Origin of the sequence: Pseudofrankia coriaricola (assembly GCF_032027725.1) — a bacterium.
Lineage (GTDB): Bacteria > Actinomycetota > Actinomycetes > Frankiales > Frankiaceae > Pseudofrankia.
The window spans coordinates 36552-52001 of sequence record NZ_JASNFO010000001.1; the positions used below are offsets into that span (position 1 = coordinate 36552).

Annotated in this window: 11 protein-coding genes; 6 read left to right on the plus strand and 5 right to left on the minus strand. The window is 73.0% G+C overall.

Annotated elements, in window-relative coordinates; genetic code table 11:
- Positions 1-21: 21 nt before the first annotated feature.
- Together QOZ89_RS00135 and QOZ89_RS00140 are read right to left on the minus strand one after the other, a co-directional pair.
- The gene (locus tag QOZ89_RS00135) at positions 22-1764 is read right to left on the minus strand and encodes a hypothetical protein (protein ID WP_312622610.1); all 1743 of its coding nucleotides are present in this window, start codon (positions 1762-1764) and stop codon (positions 22-24) included.
- On the minus strand, positions 1761-3389 hold the full coding sequence (locus QOZ89_RS00140) for a glycosyltransferase family 2 protein (RefSeq protein ID WP_241841764.1): 1629 nt from the start codon (positions 3387-3389) through the stop codon (positions 1761-1763). The genes QOZ89_RS00135 and QOZ89_RS00140 overlap by 4 nt, the downstream gene beginning before the upstream one ends.
- Before the next feature lie 601 nt (positions 3390-3990).
- Between QOZ89_RS00140 and QOZ89_RS48165 the strand changes: the two genes are divergently transcribed.
- Positions 3991-4395, plus strand: a complete 405-nt coding sequence (locus QOZ89_RS48165) for a DUF5999 family protein (RefSeq protein WP_241841765.1) — start codon at positions 3991-3993, stop codon at positions 4393-4395.
- 482 nt (positions 4396-4877) lie between these two features.
- The gene (locus QOZ89_RS00150) at positions 4878-6515 is read left to right on the plus strand and encodes a bifunctional phosphatase PAP2/diacylglycerol kinase family protein (protein WP_071049189.1); all 1638 of its coding nucleotides are present in this window, start codon (positions 4878-4880) and stop codon (positions 6513-6515) included.
- A 73-nt stretch (positions 6516-6588) separates the two neighbouring features.
- On the opposite strand, the gene QOZ89_RS00155 is transcribed toward QOZ89_RS00150, so the two are convergent.
- Together QOZ89_RS00155 and aceE are read right to left on the minus strand one after the other, a co-directional pair.
- A complete protein-coding gene (locus QOZ89_RS00155) occupies positions 6589-7434 on the minus strand; it encodes a hypothetical protein (RefSeq protein ID WP_071049190.1) in 846 nt (281 codons plus the stop codon).
- A gap of 860 nt (positions 7435-8294) precedes the next feature.
- The gene (aceE, locus tag QOZ89_RS00160) at positions 8295-11117 is read right to left on the minus strand and encodes a pyruvate dehydrogenase (acetyl-transferring), homodimeric type (RefSeq protein ID WP_071049191.1); all 2823 of its coding nucleotides are present in this window, start codon (positions 11115-11117) and stop codon (positions 8295-8297) included.
- 453 nt (positions 11118-11570) lie between these two features.
- On the opposite strand from aceE, the gene QOZ89_RS00165 reads away from it, so the two are divergent.
- Both QOZ89_RS00165 and QOZ89_RS00170 read left to right on the plus strand, forming a co-directional pair.
- The gene (locus QOZ89_RS00165) at positions 11571-11975 is read left to right on the plus strand and encodes a secondary thiamine-phosphate synthase enzyme YjbQ (RefSeq protein WP_071049192.1); all 405 of its coding nucleotides are present in this window, start codon (positions 11571-11573) and stop codon (positions 11973-11975) included.
- 723 nt (positions 11976-12698) lie between these two features.
- The gene (locus QOZ89_RS00170) at positions 12699-13136 is read left to right on the plus strand and encodes a DUF3052 domain-containing protein (protein ID WP_071049193.1); all 438 of its coding nucleotides are present in this window, start codon (positions 12699-12701) and stop codon (positions 13134-13136) included.
- Positions 13137-13545: 409 nt separating this feature from the next.
- On the opposite strand, the gene QOZ89_RS00175 is transcribed toward QOZ89_RS00170, so the two are convergent.
- Positions 13546-13932, minus strand: coding sequence for a DUF4234 domain-containing protein (locus tag QOZ89_RS00175; protein WP_083418710.1), 387 nt, complete (start codon positions 13930-13932; stop codon positions 13546-13548).
- Between the two features lie 392 nt (positions 13933-14324).
- Between QOZ89_RS00175 and QOZ89_RS00180 the strand changes: the two genes are divergently transcribed.
- Together QOZ89_RS00180 and QOZ89_RS00185 are read left to right on the plus strand one after the other, a co-directional pair.
- The gene (locus QOZ89_RS00180; RefSeq protein ID WP_071049195.1) at positions 14325-14783 is read left to right on the plus strand and encodes a peroxiredoxin; all 459 of its coding nucleotides are present in this window, start codon (positions 14325-14327) and stop codon (positions 14781-14783) included.
- Between the two features lie 50 nt (positions 14784-14833).
- On the plus strand, positions 14834-15448 hold the full coding sequence (locus QOZ89_RS00185) for a hypothetical protein (protein WP_198543263.1): 615 nt from the start codon (positions 14834-14836) through the stop codon (positions 15446-15448).
- Positions 15449-15450 lie beyond the last annotated feature (2 nt).

Genomic DNA, 15450 nt, shown 5'->3' on the forward strand with positions numbered 1-15450 from the left:
CTGAACGCGCCGTTGTGACGGTCAGCGGTGGGGGGCGAGGTGGAACTGGCGGACCGCGAGGGCGGCGGCGGGCGGGAAGAGGACCAGCACCGGGAGTATGTAGCGGTAGTCGAAGCAGACCGTCGCGGCCGGGACGACCAGGACCGCGAGGCCGAGCGCGGTGAGCAGCGCGCAGTCGGCGCCGATCCGGCGGCGCTCGTCGGTCACGGGGTCGACACCGGGCCGGGCCGGCCGCCGGCGGGCACGTTCCAGCAGCCGGCGCCACGCGGGTGCGTCCCCGCCCGCCACGGCGGCACCGACGCCCGTCTCGTTGGCGCCCGCCGTCCCGCTGGTGCCCGCCGGGTCGGCGGAGCCGGTGGTCTCGCCGGCCGTCGTGTCGCCACCGGGTGGCCCGAGGACGCCGTCGGCCTGGCCATGCCGAGGCCTCCCGGGGAGCCGCGGCCGGGGGAGGCCGAGCCCGGTCGCGATGAGCGCGAGAACGACGAGGACCGCCAGCAACGGCCCAGGGGTGTAGGCGAAGTGCTGGTAGCCGCGCAGCAGGCCGGCGGCCCACTCGTGGACGACCCGGGGCGGGTGGCGCTCGTCGAAGTCGAGCAGCGGCTCGCTGACGTGGAAGTAGCGCGGGGTGTGGGCGTCCGGGAAGCGCCAGGCACCGTCCGGCCAGTCCCGGTAGCCGGTGTAGTGGCCGGGCGCGAAGTAGTGGCCGACCTCGGCGGCCACCATCCGGGCGTAGTCGGCCGGCTGGCGGCGGATCACCTCGTGGGCGAAGCCGCCGAGCACCTGGTTCTTGTGCTCGTCGGTCCCGGTGAGCTGGAACCGCGGGCTGGTGTCGGCCCAGACGTAGTAGTTCGGGCCAGGCCGGTCGGCCGGTGGGTAGGGCGAGCAGAGGACGAGCTGCTCGGGGCTCAGCCGCAGCCGGCCGCAGTCGGCGATCGGGGCGACCCGGCCGTACAGCCAGGCGTCGTCTCCGCCGGAGAGCGCGTACGTCCCGTGGTACGAGTGGTACCAGGTCGCGTATCCGGCCAGCGGCGCGGCGAAGACCACGGCGAACGCGGCCAGCCGCAGCCAGCCGAGGCGGCGGACGAAGACGTAGGCGAGCGCGAGCACGCCTAGCGCGACGCCCAGGGTGCGCGTGAGCCCCGCCGCGGCCAGCAGCCCGCCGGCCAGGGCGCAGGCGGCGATCGACGGCCTTGGTGACCACAGCAGCGCCATCAGCGCGCCGACCAGCAGCGCGAGGAACAGCGTCTCCGCCATGACGAAGTGCTCGATGTCGAGCTGGTAGGCGTCGAGCAGCACTGGCGCGGCAGCGAGCGCCGACCCGACCGGCCCGATCCCGCGGCGCAGCAGAAACGCATACAGCGCGAGGCCGATCGCGAGCCCGGCGGCGTGTTGGACGGCGGGCACGACGGCGAGCCGATGGGTGTGGGCGAGCACGCTCAGCAGCACCGGGTAGCCGGCGGGCCGCATCGGGTCCGGCTGGTGGAGTCTGGCGAGAGTCAGGTAGGCGTACGAGTCGCCGGAGAACTCGAAGGCCGGCCGGTAGGCGTACATCGCGAGCAGCCGCAGCCCTGTTCCGGCCACCAGGAACACGGCGAACAGCCAGTGCCGCCGCCCTGCCCCCGGCCTCCATGCCGCCAGCCGCCGACGGGGGTGATGACCGCGGGGGAGGGCCTCGCCGGCCAGGTCTCCGGTCGCGCGCGTCCCCGCCGTCCGCTCGTCGGCGCCGACACCGTCGGGCCCGGTCGCCACGGAGGCGGCCGTCATCGCGCGGCCGCGCCGGTCGCCGTCGCCACCAGGCGCAGGTAGAACGTGCCGAGCATGCCCTGCAGGCCGAGGGCCGCCGCCGTCAGCGCCAGCCCGGCCGCCGGCAGCGCGGCGGGCGCGCCGAGGCGCGGCGACCAGCCCGGCCACGGCGCCGTCACCCGCGCCATCCCGGTGGCGTCGTGGCCAGTCGTCGCCGTCACGACCAGGACGCCCAGCACGAGCGCGGCCAGCAGGCCGGTGGCGAACAGCGTGCTCCCCAGGTACCCGCCCCGCCCGGGGGCGAGTGGCCAGCGGACCAGCCGGGGCGGGCGCTGGCCCGGCATGCGCCAGCCGACCCGGCCGTGGTGCGCGTCGGCGAACGCGCCGAGCAGCACGAGCTGCCCGCCGACCAGCGCGGCGAGCACGCAGAGCAGCGTCCCGTACCAGCCGTACGGCTCCCACGCCCCGTGGACGCCTGGCCCGCCAGTCACGCGCGCCGGGTCGGTCACGGCGGCGACCAGCAACGACGCCTGCCCGAGCAGGCCCAGCCCCAACAGCAGCAGGCCGGGCAGGACGAACAGGTGGCGCGGCGCGAGCAGCAGCATGAAGCGCAGGTGCCGCCAGCCGTCGCGGACGGAGTCCAGCTTGGAGGCGCCCACCCGGGGGTGATAGGTGATCGGGATCTCCAGGCAGCGCAGCTCGGCGCGGGCCGCCGCCACCACGATCTCGGAGGCGAGCTCCATCCCCTCGCTACGCAGCGCCATCCGGGCGTAGGCGTCGCGGGTGAAGGCCCGCATGCCGGAATGGGCGTCGGAGGCCCGCACCCCGAACAGCCGGTTGAGGATCGCGGTGAGCACCGGGTTGCCGACGTAGCGGTGCAGCCAGGGCATTGCGCCCGGCAGGATCTGCCCGCCCAGCCGGGAGCCGAGCACGTAGTCCGCCTCGCCGCGCAGCAGCGGGGTCACCAGGGCGTCGATGGCGGTGAAGTCGTAGGAACTGTCCGCGTCGCCCATGACGATGAGCCGGCCGCGGGCGGCCGCGAAGCCCGTGAGGTAGGCGTTGCCGTAGCCACGGCGCCGCTCGGCCACGACCCGGGCGCCGGCCGCGGCGGCGCGCGCGGCGGAGGAGTCGGTCGAGCCGTTGTCGACGACGACCACCTCCCCGGGCAGGCCGAGCCGCGAAAGCCCCGCCCGCGCCGCCCGCACGCAGTCGCCGACCGATTCCTCCTCGTTCAGGCAGGGCATCACGACCGACACCTCGACCCGGGTCGAGGTGTCGCGCGCGGCGCCGCGGCCGTGCCGGGAGGAGCCGGCCCGGGAGGGGTGGCCGTTGCCGGAGGCGTGACCGCCGGGGGAGCCGGGATGGCCCGCGGCCGCCCGCCGGTCGGCGACGGCCGTGATGGTGGCGTGACCGCCGGCCGCGAGACCCGGGCCGACCTGGCTGGCGACTGCCTGGCTGGCGGCTACCGGGCCGACGGCCGTCGAGCTGGCGGCTGCCGAGGAGGCGGGCGCCGGGCCGCCGGCCGCCGTGCTCTCGGCGGCGCCGCCGGGCGGCGGGGCGTCGGCCCAGTCGAGGCCGCTCGCCGCCGCGGCATCCTGGCTGGGGGTGGCGGGCGGGCGGGCGGCATCCACGGGTTCGTCCTCCACCGTCCCTCTCCCTGCCGAGGACGAAGCGCCCCAGGCCGACGCTCGCGGCGACGTGCGCCGCATATCGAGAGCATCCCCCGTGACGCGCCCCACCTCGGCCTGCGCCCCATTCTCGCCGGGTGCCCGAAGGTCCCGCATGGCGGCAGGTCAGTAACCTACCGTTTGTGTGTGCCGCGTCCGGGACCGGCGTCCCGCCCGCCCGGTGGCGGGGTGCTGGAGGCCGGACCGGTCGGCGGCCGCGCCGACGCCGCGCCCAGACCGACGGCCGGGGGCCGAGGCCTCTTCGAAGCCGCTTCGAGGGCCGGTCGGTGGAAGCTCGCGGCGGCCGCCGGTGAGCCCGCGGCGGGTGTCTGGTTGGCGACGCCGCGGGCCTGGTATGTGGCCTTTGCGGTGAAGGCGGGAAGTTCCCAGGTTCGTGCCGATGTGGTCCCCGTGTTAGCTACTCTCGGTGAAGAATCCAGGGGTCGGTGCGCCCGTTCGGATACCCTCCGCGACCATCCGGGGTCCTGTTTGGGGCCGGTTTGGAACCTGCCATGTAAACACGCCGAGGCCGTAGTCAGCAGGTCGTTGTGACTGCTGTAACCGGTAGGCGTAACGTCTGGTGCCCGTGCAGGCGAGTTCTTTTCAGCAGGCGGCGCGGGCGGGCGCCGCCGGGTCCGACGGCATCGTCGGACCAGCCTCTGCCCTCGGTTCCGAACCCATACCAGGCGACGGCACCGAGAGCGGCGCCCACAGCGACCCTCTTCAAACGAGCCGCTGTTGCCAGCACCAGCCGATCTGTCCGAACGCGGACGCCGCCGACCGGGACGCGGCGCGGGTGGTACGTACCCACCCCGACCAGGGCTGGAGCCTTCTCTGCAACGGGGTGATCCTCTTTGAGGACACCGGCGAGATCCTCCCCACCGGCCGCACGGTGGAACCCCGCCGTGGCCCGGTGAGGTACGGCGCCGCGCGTGTCCCGCGGCCGGCGGCCCCGCGCCGCGGTGGCATCCCGGCCGGGGTCTGACCCGCGTGCCGCCGCGGCGCCTTGGTGTGGCGTCGCGAGCGGATGCGCGAGCCGGCGGCCCGGCGCCCGGCGCGGCCTGTCGGGGCGAGGCGCTCGGCGCGCTCGCCCCGTGTCGGGCGCTGGGCGCCCTCCTCGGGTGGTGCCGGGCCCTGGCATATGGCGGTGGTAGGGCTTGGACCGGGCTGACGACGTGGCCGGGATGGCGCCGCGCCGATGCGCCGTCACCAGTTGCGGGTGAGTTGCGCTTGCTGGTCGCTGGGACAGCGTCGCGGCCCGCCGCGGGCGATGCTCCGTTCACGATCTTTGCTGGACCCACATCCGAGTAGAACGTGCCTGTGGGCTAGGTGCTTGCGGACGTCCCCGGTTAGCCTGCGGACGTGGCGGAGAGTCGATGGGCGCGGCAGGTGGCCATCCGTGTGGGTAATGCCGCGCGGGGAGCGAATCCGGTGCCGGCGTCCCAGCGGAGACGCCCGGTGCGAGGCGTGGCGTCGCGCGTCGGCGCCGCCGACCGCGCGTTGTTCGGGGCCATCGCCGCAGCTCGCCCCATCGCCGACCCACTGCTCCCTCGGCTGTCCCACGCGGCCGACCATGGCCTGCTGTGGTGGGGTGTCGCCGGCGCCCTCGGAATGACCCGGGGCCGGCGTCGCCGGGCGGCCGGGCGCGGCCTGGTCGCGCTCGGGCTCGCGAGCGCCGTCACCAACGGCCCCGCAAAAATGATCTTTCGACGTGGCCGCCCCGTCAACCACGCGGTCCCGCTCGTCCGCCGGCCGCACCGCCAGCACCTGTCGTTCTCGTTCCCGTCCGGGCATTCCGCGTCCGCGGCCGCGTTCGCCACCGCCGTCGCGCTCGACGCCCCGAAGGTCGCCGCCCCGGTCGGCGCGCTCGCGGGCCTGGTGGCCTTCTCCCGGGTCTACATCGGGGTGCACTACCCGAGCGACGTCGTCGCCGGCGCGGCCCTCGGCGCCGCCTGCGCGCTGGCGACGACGAAGGTGATGCCCCGACGGTCCTGGGAGCCCGCGCGGGGCCGGCCGGCGTCGGCCTCGGTGCCGGCCCTGCCGGACGGCGAGGGCCTGACGGTGGTCGTGAACGCCAGCTCGGGGACGGGTGGGTGGCTTGGCCAGGCGCCCGACGTCGCCGGGCAGTTACGAGCCGAGCTGCCACTCGCCAAGGTCGTCGAGGTCGGTCCGCACGATGACCTCGAGGAGGCGCTCGACGAGGCCGCCGCCTCCTGCCTGGTGCTCGGCGTCGCGGGCGGTGACGGCACGGTCAGCGCGGCCGCCGCCAGGGCGCTCGCCCACGGCCTGCCGCTCGCCGTGTTCCCGGTCGGCACGCTGAACCACTTCGCGGCGGATCTGGGCCTCGCGACCGGCATCGCCGACACGGCGCGCGCCATCCGCGAGGGCTGCGCCGTCGCCGTCGACGTCGGCCGTCTCGAGGGGGTCGACGCGGCCGGCGAGCGGTTCGACGGGGTGTTCCTCAACACCGCCAGCCTGGGTGGCTACGCCCACATGGTCGCGATCCGGGAACGGCTCGAGAAGCGGTTCGGGAAATGGCCCGCGATGGTCGTCGCGCTGGCCTGGGTGTTGCGCAACGACCCCCCGATCGAGGTGGACATCACCGTTTTTGACCCCACTGGCCCGACGCGTACACGCGCCGCCCGCCGCGGCGTGAAGGACGCCCCGCTGGGCGTGGGGTGGCCGATGACCGCCTCGGTGCCGGCCGGCCTGGAGCGGCGCCGGCTGTGGCTGCTCTTCGTCGGCAACGGGAACTACCGCCCGCCCGGGTTCGCCCCGACCTACCGGTCGCGGCTCGACGAGGGCCTTCTCGACCTGCGCCTCGTCGACGGCGCCAGCCCGTTCTCCAGGGCGCGGCTCGTCGTCGCCGTGCTCACCGGCCAGCTGCGGCGCAGCCGGGTCTACGAGAGGCGGACGGCCGTCCGGATCCAGGTCTCCGCCGTCCGGCCGGCGGGCCGGTGGGGCCGGGCGCCCCGCCGGGACGCGGACGCGACCGAGCCCGCGGGGCCGCTCCCGTTTGCCCGCGACGGCGAGGTCACGGACGGTGTGCAAAGCATCACCATCACGCCCAACGGTGCCCGTCTCATCGTCTACCGCCCGGACTAGGCCGCCCGGCGGCGGCTCCTATGCGGCGCCGGCGCAGGCCGGAACCGTCCGGTCAGAGCCCGGAACCGCCCGGTCAGTGGACCGAGTGGTCCTGCAGGGGGATGAGGGCGGTGAGGGGAGTCGTCAGGCGGGCGCACAGGACCGGGTCGAGAAGGTCCTCGACCAGCAGCGCGCAGGCCAGGTCGGCGCAGAGCTCCATGACGCGCGCCTCCGTCGACGGGTCCTGGGCGAGCAGCGCGCCGTTGCCGCGGCAGTCCTGGCAGGGGCGCCAGAACCCCTCGGCGGCGCTGCGGCGGACCAGCGTCCACACCCGGCGCCGGCCGGTGAGCACGGCGGTGCCGAAGGCGGCGTCCATCGCCTCCTGATGGTCGGACTCGTCACGGGTCAGCGCCGTCACCAGCAGGCCCTCGAAGACCTCGGAACTGCGCGGGTCGTGGCAGCGCACCGCGAGCCTCGGCAGCGCGGCGAGCACCCGTTTGACATCCGCGGCGGACGGGCCCAGATCGGGTTCGTGCGAGCGGACCCGTGGGTAGACCATGCGCCATGGGCGCATCAGGCCGGCGTACTCCGAGCGCGACAGGATCGGACGGGCATACGCGGCGGCGAGCGCGTCGCGCATCGAGCGCAGCGCGGTCGCGGTGACCGACGGGTCGACCGTGACGTACTCGGCGCCGGAGAGGTCATCGGCGTAGATGGCCGAGAGGGCGTCGAACGCGGCCAGCACCTCGACGACCAGGGGTGACTCGGGCGAGAGCGCCCGGTCCCTGGCGACGGCGAGCGCCGGGGAGTTGCGCCACTCGACGGCCAGCTGGGCCAGCTCGCCGTCGGAGGTGTGGACCAGCTGGGCGAGGATGCCCAGGATGCCACGCAGGTTCGGGTGCTCCTCGAGCCGTTCGATGCGGCGGGCGCGAAGGATCATGCGGCCGCTCCGGTGGCCGTACGGGCGGCGCCTGGCGCGGCCCTTCCCGCTCCCCTGTGGTCCAGGACACAGTGGTGCTCCTGGCCAACCCAGGGCGCGGGACCCCCGTTGATTTTTGCTGGCGCAAAAATCAACGGGGAAGCGTGCGTCACGCCAGCCTTCACGTGGTCCTCCTCGCCATAGGCGCTTCCCGGTCGAGCGCTTTCGCCGCGGATACATACAACCTCACCGCCGGGCACGCGGGCACGCACCGACGGCCCGGTGGGGACGCGACCATACCTGCCGGCTGGTGGCCGGCCAGGCCGCGTCGCTGACGCCCGCCGCCCCAGTGTCCGCCGGGCGTTCTCACCCCAGGGCGGGCACTGGGCTGAGTTTCCCAGTGCGACCAGGGGCTGCGCGGCCAGTGAACACTGAGCGTCAGACTCGTCAGCGTAGTGCCACGTCGATGTCATCGCACCCAAACAGGCGGACTGCCTCGTCTCTGGACCATCCAGGCCTACCGGAGCGGATGAACTAGGGCGTCCCACTGCCCGACGGATACTCATAGTAGCCAATGCCGACGGGGGTGGGTTGGAGTCGACCAGTGGCACTGGTAATGAATACTGTCGGCGTATGTCCAGGGACCCTTCGTGGGCAGGGCTTCCGGCCATGGTGACGATCTATGCCGCCCTGGCCACCGTGGGCCGCGGGCGCACGGCGGGTCCATCACCGAGTGTCGCCCGTGGTGCCCGTGGTGCCCGGGATACCGGGGTTCCGGGACACCGGGGTGTCTGGGATACCGGTGCGCCGGGGTGGCCCGAGCCGGCTGGGGCGCGCGCGTCGCCGCCAGCCGGCCCGGGCCGGGCGTCGCGACTCCCGCGTCAGCCGGAGATGGGGCGCTCGTCGGCCTCGCCGGCCGGGGTGCCGGCGATGGTGGAGGAACTGCGCAGGTCGTAGCGGGCGATCGCCTCCTCGACGACGCTCGCCTTGATCTCACCGGTGCGCACCAGCGACTCCAGCGTCGCCACCACGACCGACTCGGCATCGACGTTGAAGTGCCGGCGCAGCGCCGCGCGGGTGTCCGAACGGCCGAAGCCGTCCGTACCCAGCGAGGTGTAGGGCTGCGGCACCCAGCGGGCGATCTGGTCCGGCACCGCCCGCATCCAGTCGCTCACCGCGACCACCGGGCCGGGCGCGCCGGCCAGCATCCGGGCGACGAACGGCACGCTCTCCGGCTGCTCCGGGTTGAGCAGGTTCGCGCGCTCCGACTGCAGCGCGTCGCGGCGCAGCTCGTTCCACGAGGTCACCGACCACACGTCGGCGGCCACGCCGTAGTCGGCGGCGAGCATCTCCTGGGCCGTCAGCGCCCAGCGCATCGCCACACCGCTGGCGAGCACCTGCGCCCGGGGCGCCGTCGCCCCGTCGCCGCCCTGGGTGGCCGGGGGCGGTGCGGCCGGGGACGGGAGCGGGAGCTCCTCGGCGGCCCGGAACCGGTACATACCCGCGATCACCTGCGCCGGGTCGATCCCGGCCGGCTCGGCCGGCTGCGGGTACGGCTCGTTGTAGACCGACAGGTAGTAGAAGACGTTCTCGTCGCGCTCGCCGTACATCCGGTCCAGCGCGTCCCGGGTGATGTGCGCGATCTCGAAGCCGAACGCCGGGTCGTAGGCGACGCAGGCCGGGTTCGTCGACGCGAGCAGCAGCGAGTGGCCGTCCTGGTGCTGCAGGCCCTCACCGTTGAGCGTCGTGCGCCCGGCGGTGGCGCCGAGCAGGAAGCCGCGGCCGAGCTGGTCGCCGAACGCCCACATCTGGTCGCCGGTCCGCTGGAAGCCGAACATCGAGTAGAAGACGTAGACCGGGATCATGTGCTGCGCGTGCGTCGCGTATGCCGTTCCGGCGGCGATCACGGAGCCCATGGAGCCCGCCTCGCTGATGCCCTCGTGCAGCATCTGGCCGGACTCGGACTCCTGGTAGGACAGGAGCAGGTCCCGGTCGACGGACTCGTACTTCTGGCCGTGCGGCGAGTAGATCTTCGCCGTCGGGAACATCGCGTCCATGCCGAAGGTGCGGGCCTCGTCCGGGATGACGGGCACGAACCGGGCGCCCATCTCCTTGGACTTCATGAGGTCCTTCAGTAGCCGGACGAACGCCATCGTCGTCGCGACCGGCTGTTTGCCCGAGCCCTTGCGCAGAATGTCGAACATCGATGCCGGCGGCTGCGGCAGCGGCTTGGCCCGCACCGCCCGGCGCGGCACCGAGCCGCCGAGCGTGGCCCGGCGCTCCTTCATGTACTGGATCTCCTCGGAGTCCGGGCCCGGGTGGTAGTACGGCGGCAGGTCCGCCTCCAGCGCCGAGTCCGGGATCTCCAGGTAGAGCCGGTCGCGCAGTTCCTTGAGCTCCGCCTTGGTGAGCTTCTTCATCTGGTGGGTCGCGTTACGGCCCTCGAAGTCCTTGCCCAGCGTCCAGCCCTTGATGGTGTGCGCCAGGATGACCGTCGGCTGGCCCGCGTGCTCGGTGGCGGCCTTGTAGGCGGCGTAGAGCTTCCGGTAGTCGTGGCCGCCGCGGGAGAGCTTGCGCAGGTCGTCGTCGGAAAGATCCGCGACCATCCGGCGAAGCCGCGCGTCCGAGCCGAAGAAGTGCTCCCGGATGTAGGAGCCGGCCGAGGTCGAGTACGTCTGGAACTGGCCGTCCGGCGTCGTGTTCATCCTGTTCACGAGCGCGCCGTCGGTGTCCTTGGCCAGCAGCGGGTCCCAGTCGCGGCCCCAGACCACCTTGATGACGTTCCAGCCGGCGCCCCGGAACAGCGCCTCCAGCTCCTGCATGATCTTGCCGTTGCCGCGCACCGGCCCGTCGAGGCGCTGCAGGTTGCAGTTCACGACGAAGATCAGGTTGTCGAGCTCCTCGCGGGCGGCGACGCCGAGCGCGCCGATCGACTCCGGCTCGTCCATCTCGCCGTCGCCCAGGAATGCCCACACCCGGCTGCCCGACGTGTCCTTGATCTGTCGGTTCAGCAGGTAGCGGTTGAACCGGGCCTGGTAGATCGCGTCGATCGGGCCGAGGCCCATCGAGACGGTCGGGAACTCCCAGAAGGCGGGCATGAGCCGCGGGTGCGGGTACGAGGAAAGGCCGCCGGGAACGCCCTCGCGGCGGAACGCGTCCAGCTGCGCCTCGGTGAGCCGGCCCTCGAGGAATGCGCGCGCGTAGATACCGGGGGAGGCGTGCCCCTGAAAGAAGATCTGGTCGCCGGAGGAGCTGCCGGGCGAGCTGGTCAGATGATCTTTACCGGCGAAGAAATGGTTGAACCCGACCTCGTAGAGGCTCGCGCTCGACGCGTATGTGGCGATATGACCGCCGACGTTGTACTCCGGCCGGTTGGCCCGGCTGACCATGATGGCGGCGTTCCACCGGATGTAGGCACGGATGCGCCGTTCCACATGCTCGTCGCCCGGGAACCAGGGCTCCTGCTCGGGGGAGATGGTGTTGATGAAGTCCGTGCTGGTCAGGGACGGTACGCCCACCGCGTTGGCGCGGGCTCGTTCTAGGAGTTTGAGCATGAGGAAACGGGCACGTCCCCGTCCCTGCTCGGCTATGACGGCGTCGAGGGACTCGAGCCATTCGCTGGTTTCCGACGGATCGACGTCGGGCAGCTGGCTTGGCAGTCCGTCGGTGATGACCGAGAACTTCCGGTTACTGTCCTGTGCCACTTTCCTCTGCTCCTAGCCCTCGGGTGATGGCCATCCCAGGCAGGTCGTGCCCGGGCGGACATGCTGACGCCATGGTGCTCCGTCCCGTCAGGGACGTCACGCACACCCCGGTTAACGCCGAGTTCCGCCGCGTCGACTGTGACGAACGTCAACGAAACTGTGCAGCGAAATCAACGCCCGCCACGCACCACCGTATGCCCTGGCGTGCCGGCGCCCACCGGCCTCGACCCGATGCGGCGTGCGCGCGGCCGGGACGCTCCGCGCCCCGCCGCTGCGCCCGCCTCTCGGCCGCTGAGCGCCCTCATGGGTGGTGTCGGGTAGAGGCGTATGGCCGTGGCTGGTGTGGTGCCGGGTCGGGGACGTGGCTAGCTTGGCGCAGCGCTGGTGCGCCGTCACCTTCTGTGTTGGGTTTCGCTGTTCGGTCGCGAGGGCAGAGCGGCGATGATGCGCGGCATGGAGACGACCACGATCTCGGTGCGGACCGGGCGCGGCGACCGGGTCCACGACCTGACGGGGGAGGCGGGCCGGTTCGTCGCCGGCCGCGGGGACGGGCTGCTGTCGGTCTTCGTGCCGCACGCCACGGCGGGTGTCGCGATCCTCGAGTTCGGGTCCGGCAGCGACGAGGACCTGCTCGCCACCCTTGCCGACCTGCTGCCCGTCGACGGCCGCTGGCGGCACGCGCACGGCAGCGTGGGGCACGGGCGCTCGCACGTCATGCCCGCGTTCATCCCGCCGTCGCTGACCGTGCCGGTGCTCGGTGGCCGCCTCGCCCTTGGGACCTGGCAGTCGATCGCCCTGGTCGATCTGAACGTGGACAACCCCGACCGGACCGTCCGCTTCTCCTTTCTCTCCGGCTGAGGCGCTCCCGGTGCCGGACGCTCCGCGCCCTCCCCGTGTGGTTCCGGGTCCTGGCAAATGACGCGGTGGGGCTGGATTCGGGCTGACGACGTGGTTGGCAGACCTCCCAGATCACGACCTCCCAGATCGGCTTCGCCGATCCGGCAGGGACCCCGTCCGCCGATCCGGCAGGGACCCCGTCCGCCGATCCGGCAGGGACCCCGGGCGCTGCGCCGATGCGCCGTCACCATCGGTGGCCGGGTGACACACATTGCTCGCCAGAACGACGTCGCGGCCGCCGCTCGGGCGGGAGGGCGCGCATCGCCGGTCGGCGGGGCGGCGGCGTGTCTCGGCGTCGGCATCATTCGTGTGTCCGCGCCAGCCGCGTGTCGGGGGGTGCGCCGATGGGAGCGCCCGCGCTGGGCACCGGCGTCCCGCAGGCGCGGCGGGAATGGGACGCTGCTCTTGGCTCGGGAACGAACGTGACGGGCAGCCGGTGGCGCTCCCTTTACGCCGAGTCAAGACGCCGTGCCCTGGTCGGGTTCGTCCGGTTGAGGTGCCATAGAACGGACGGCATACACCCGGTTGTCCACAACCAGCGGCGTGGCACTTGCGTTGTCACCGCATGGTCCGGTGGACTTAGGTCACGGCGGGGCTCGCGGCCGGCATGGCCGTGAGTTTGTCCGACCGGGACGCGCGGGTTTACGCTCGCCCGTCAGGCATACGAGCAGGAGGTAGCGGAGGGTGAGTCCGACCGCGGCGAACGCCGAGGGTCAGCGACGTGCGGAGCGTCTGGGGGTCGTCGCCGGAACCATGGTGCAGTCCATCAACGAGGACGACGACATCGCCGGCGACCTACTGGAGGCTGTCGTCGCCGCCAGTGGTACCGAGCTTGTGCCGGAGGACTCCGACGACGTCGTCGACATCGTGCTGCTGTGGTGGCGGGACGATGACGGTGATCTTGCCAACGCGCTCATCGATGCCCGGCGTCAGCTCTCCGACCAGGGGATCATCTGGCTGGTGACCCCGAAGTCCGGGCGTCCTGGCCACGTCGAACCGAGCGACATTCTCGACGCGGTGCCGACCGCCGGCCTCGTGCAGACGAGCACGGTCAACGTCGCCCAGGAATGGGCCGGCATGCGCCTCGCCGCCCCCAAGTCCCAACGCGTCCGGCACCGATAGCTCCACGGCGGCTGGCTTCACGGCGGCGCGAAGGCACTGTGTCGCGGGCGCGGGGTGTGGGCGGATCTCGTCCGCGCCCCGCGGCCATCCGCGTCGCAACCAGGTGCTGGCGCGACGGGCACGGCCACCACCAAGGTGGCGCTGACGCGTCTGCACACCTGGCATCCCGGGGCTATGGCGCTCGCTTGCCCAAGGTGATATAGCCGCGCCGCCCGGGGCCGGTCTGCCGGTCGGGCCGGCGGTGTTCCCCGCGCGTGCCGCGGGGATGGCTCGTTCTTGCCGACCCCGCACGGTCTGACGGGTCTGACGGGGCTTCGGCGGCCTGCCGCGATGAGCCGCCTGTCGCCGCCCGGCAGGCTGGCCGGCGAGCCGCGGCACGGAGCCGCCCGCGGAAGCGTGCTGGCGGCGGTCAGGCCCCGAGGGGGACCTGCTGGCCCTCCACGGCCGCGGGGTAGCGGGACCAGATCTTGTTGATCTCCAGTTGGAGGAACAGCGGGCCGAAGCCGATCAGGAACAGCAGGAACGCGAGACCGGTGCTCACCTCGGGCACGCCGGCCGCGCGCTGTGCCTGCGCCGTCCGCCCGCACAGCCGCCACACGGCCACGAACGGCGGTACGAGCAGGATCACGCCGAGCGTGCACGCCAGAACCGACATGACCGGGTTGGCGGTGATCCGACGGTCGTACTGGCTCAGCTCGCGGTTCGTCTTGTAGATCCAGACCAGGCCGTAGATCCCCAGCGTGATCAAAGGAAGGCCCAGCCAGACGGCGACTGGGTTACGGTGTTTGCCCAGCACCCCCCAACCGGCCCCCGCCGACGCGTCCGGCCCCGGCCGATGAGGTGGCGCCCACTGTGGTGTCGCACTTGGGTTCGTCACTGGATCCCGTCCCTCCGCGCGGCCGGCCGGCCGCCGGCCGCGCTCAGAGTAGCGCCGATGGGGCCATCTGACCGCAATTGGACGCTCACGGCGGAACGCCGCGTCTCCCGCCACGGCGCGCGTCCTCGCGTCGTCACGTTGTCGTCGGCACGAGTCCGTCGGCCGTGCGGGGGACCGTAGCCGATGGGATCCGCCACGCGGCTCAAGCGTGCCCGAGGGGCGGCAGCGGTGCGATGAGTCGGTCCCGGCGCGATGGCATGCTTGGGTCAGCACGCGCGTCCGCGCACAGGCCATGACCGGAGGATGATCACGTGACCGTCGATGTCGGCGCCGTCGCCCCCGACTTCTCGCTCAAGGACCAGAACAACGAGGTCGTGACCCTGTCCGACTTCCGGGGGCGGCGCAACGTCGTCCTGATCTTCTACCCGCTTACGTTCACCGGTGTCTGCCAGGGCGAGCTGTGCTCCGTCCGCGACGACCTGGGCTCGTTCCAGAACGACGACGTGCAGGTCCTCGCCGTCTCGGTCGACTCGGCGTTCGCGCACAAGGTGTGGGCCAACGAGCAGGGCTACGAGTTCCCGCTGCTCGCCGACTTCTGGCCGCACGGCGCGGTCGCCAAGTCCTACGGCATCTTCGATGAGGAGAAGGGCATCGCCGTGCGCGGCACCTTCGTCATCGACAAGGAGGGCGTCGTGCGCTGGAAGGTCGTCAACGCCATCCCCGACGCCCGCGACCAGGCCGAGTACCTCAAGGCGCTGGCTGCCCTGTAGGACCCCGAAGCAGACAGGCGGCGAACGGTACCCGGGCGGGGTGGATCGTCGTGCCGTGTTATCGCTGTCACATCCGCCAGACCGACCCGGCCCGCGGGGCAAGCCCGTGGAGCCGGGCGGTCATCGGCGGTGATCAGGTTCTCATCTGCCCGGACTGCCAGCGCGAGCCCAACTGGCGTCAGGCGTTCGACAACTGCGCCGCGTGCGGCTCGACGCGCCTGACCAAGGCCCTCGGCCTGGTCGTCTGCCGAGACTGCGGCATCCGAGCCGACCCGGCCCGCCCAGCTGCCGGCCCGACGGGCGCGGCGCGTCCGGGCGCAGCTCCCTCGAATTCCTCGAACGGGGCGGTTCGGGACGGAGCGGGAACCGGCACGGCGGGCACGCCGGGTATGACCGGCACGGTGGGTGCGGCCGGCATGGCGGGTGTGTCAGGTGCGGCGGGTGCGCCGGTGCTTGGCCTGCCCGCCGGCGCGATCCCGTCGCCGGCCGGCGAACCCGAGCCGGACCAGGTGGGCGATGGGCAGCTTGGGGGCATCGAGCCGAGCCCACCGGCCGGGTCCGACCTCGCGGCGGACGTCGAGGCCGCGCTGGCACGGGTGTTCGGCCGCGGGCCCGGCCAGACCGCCACGGCCGACCGCCGTCCCCGGGAGGCCGGCGACCGATAAGA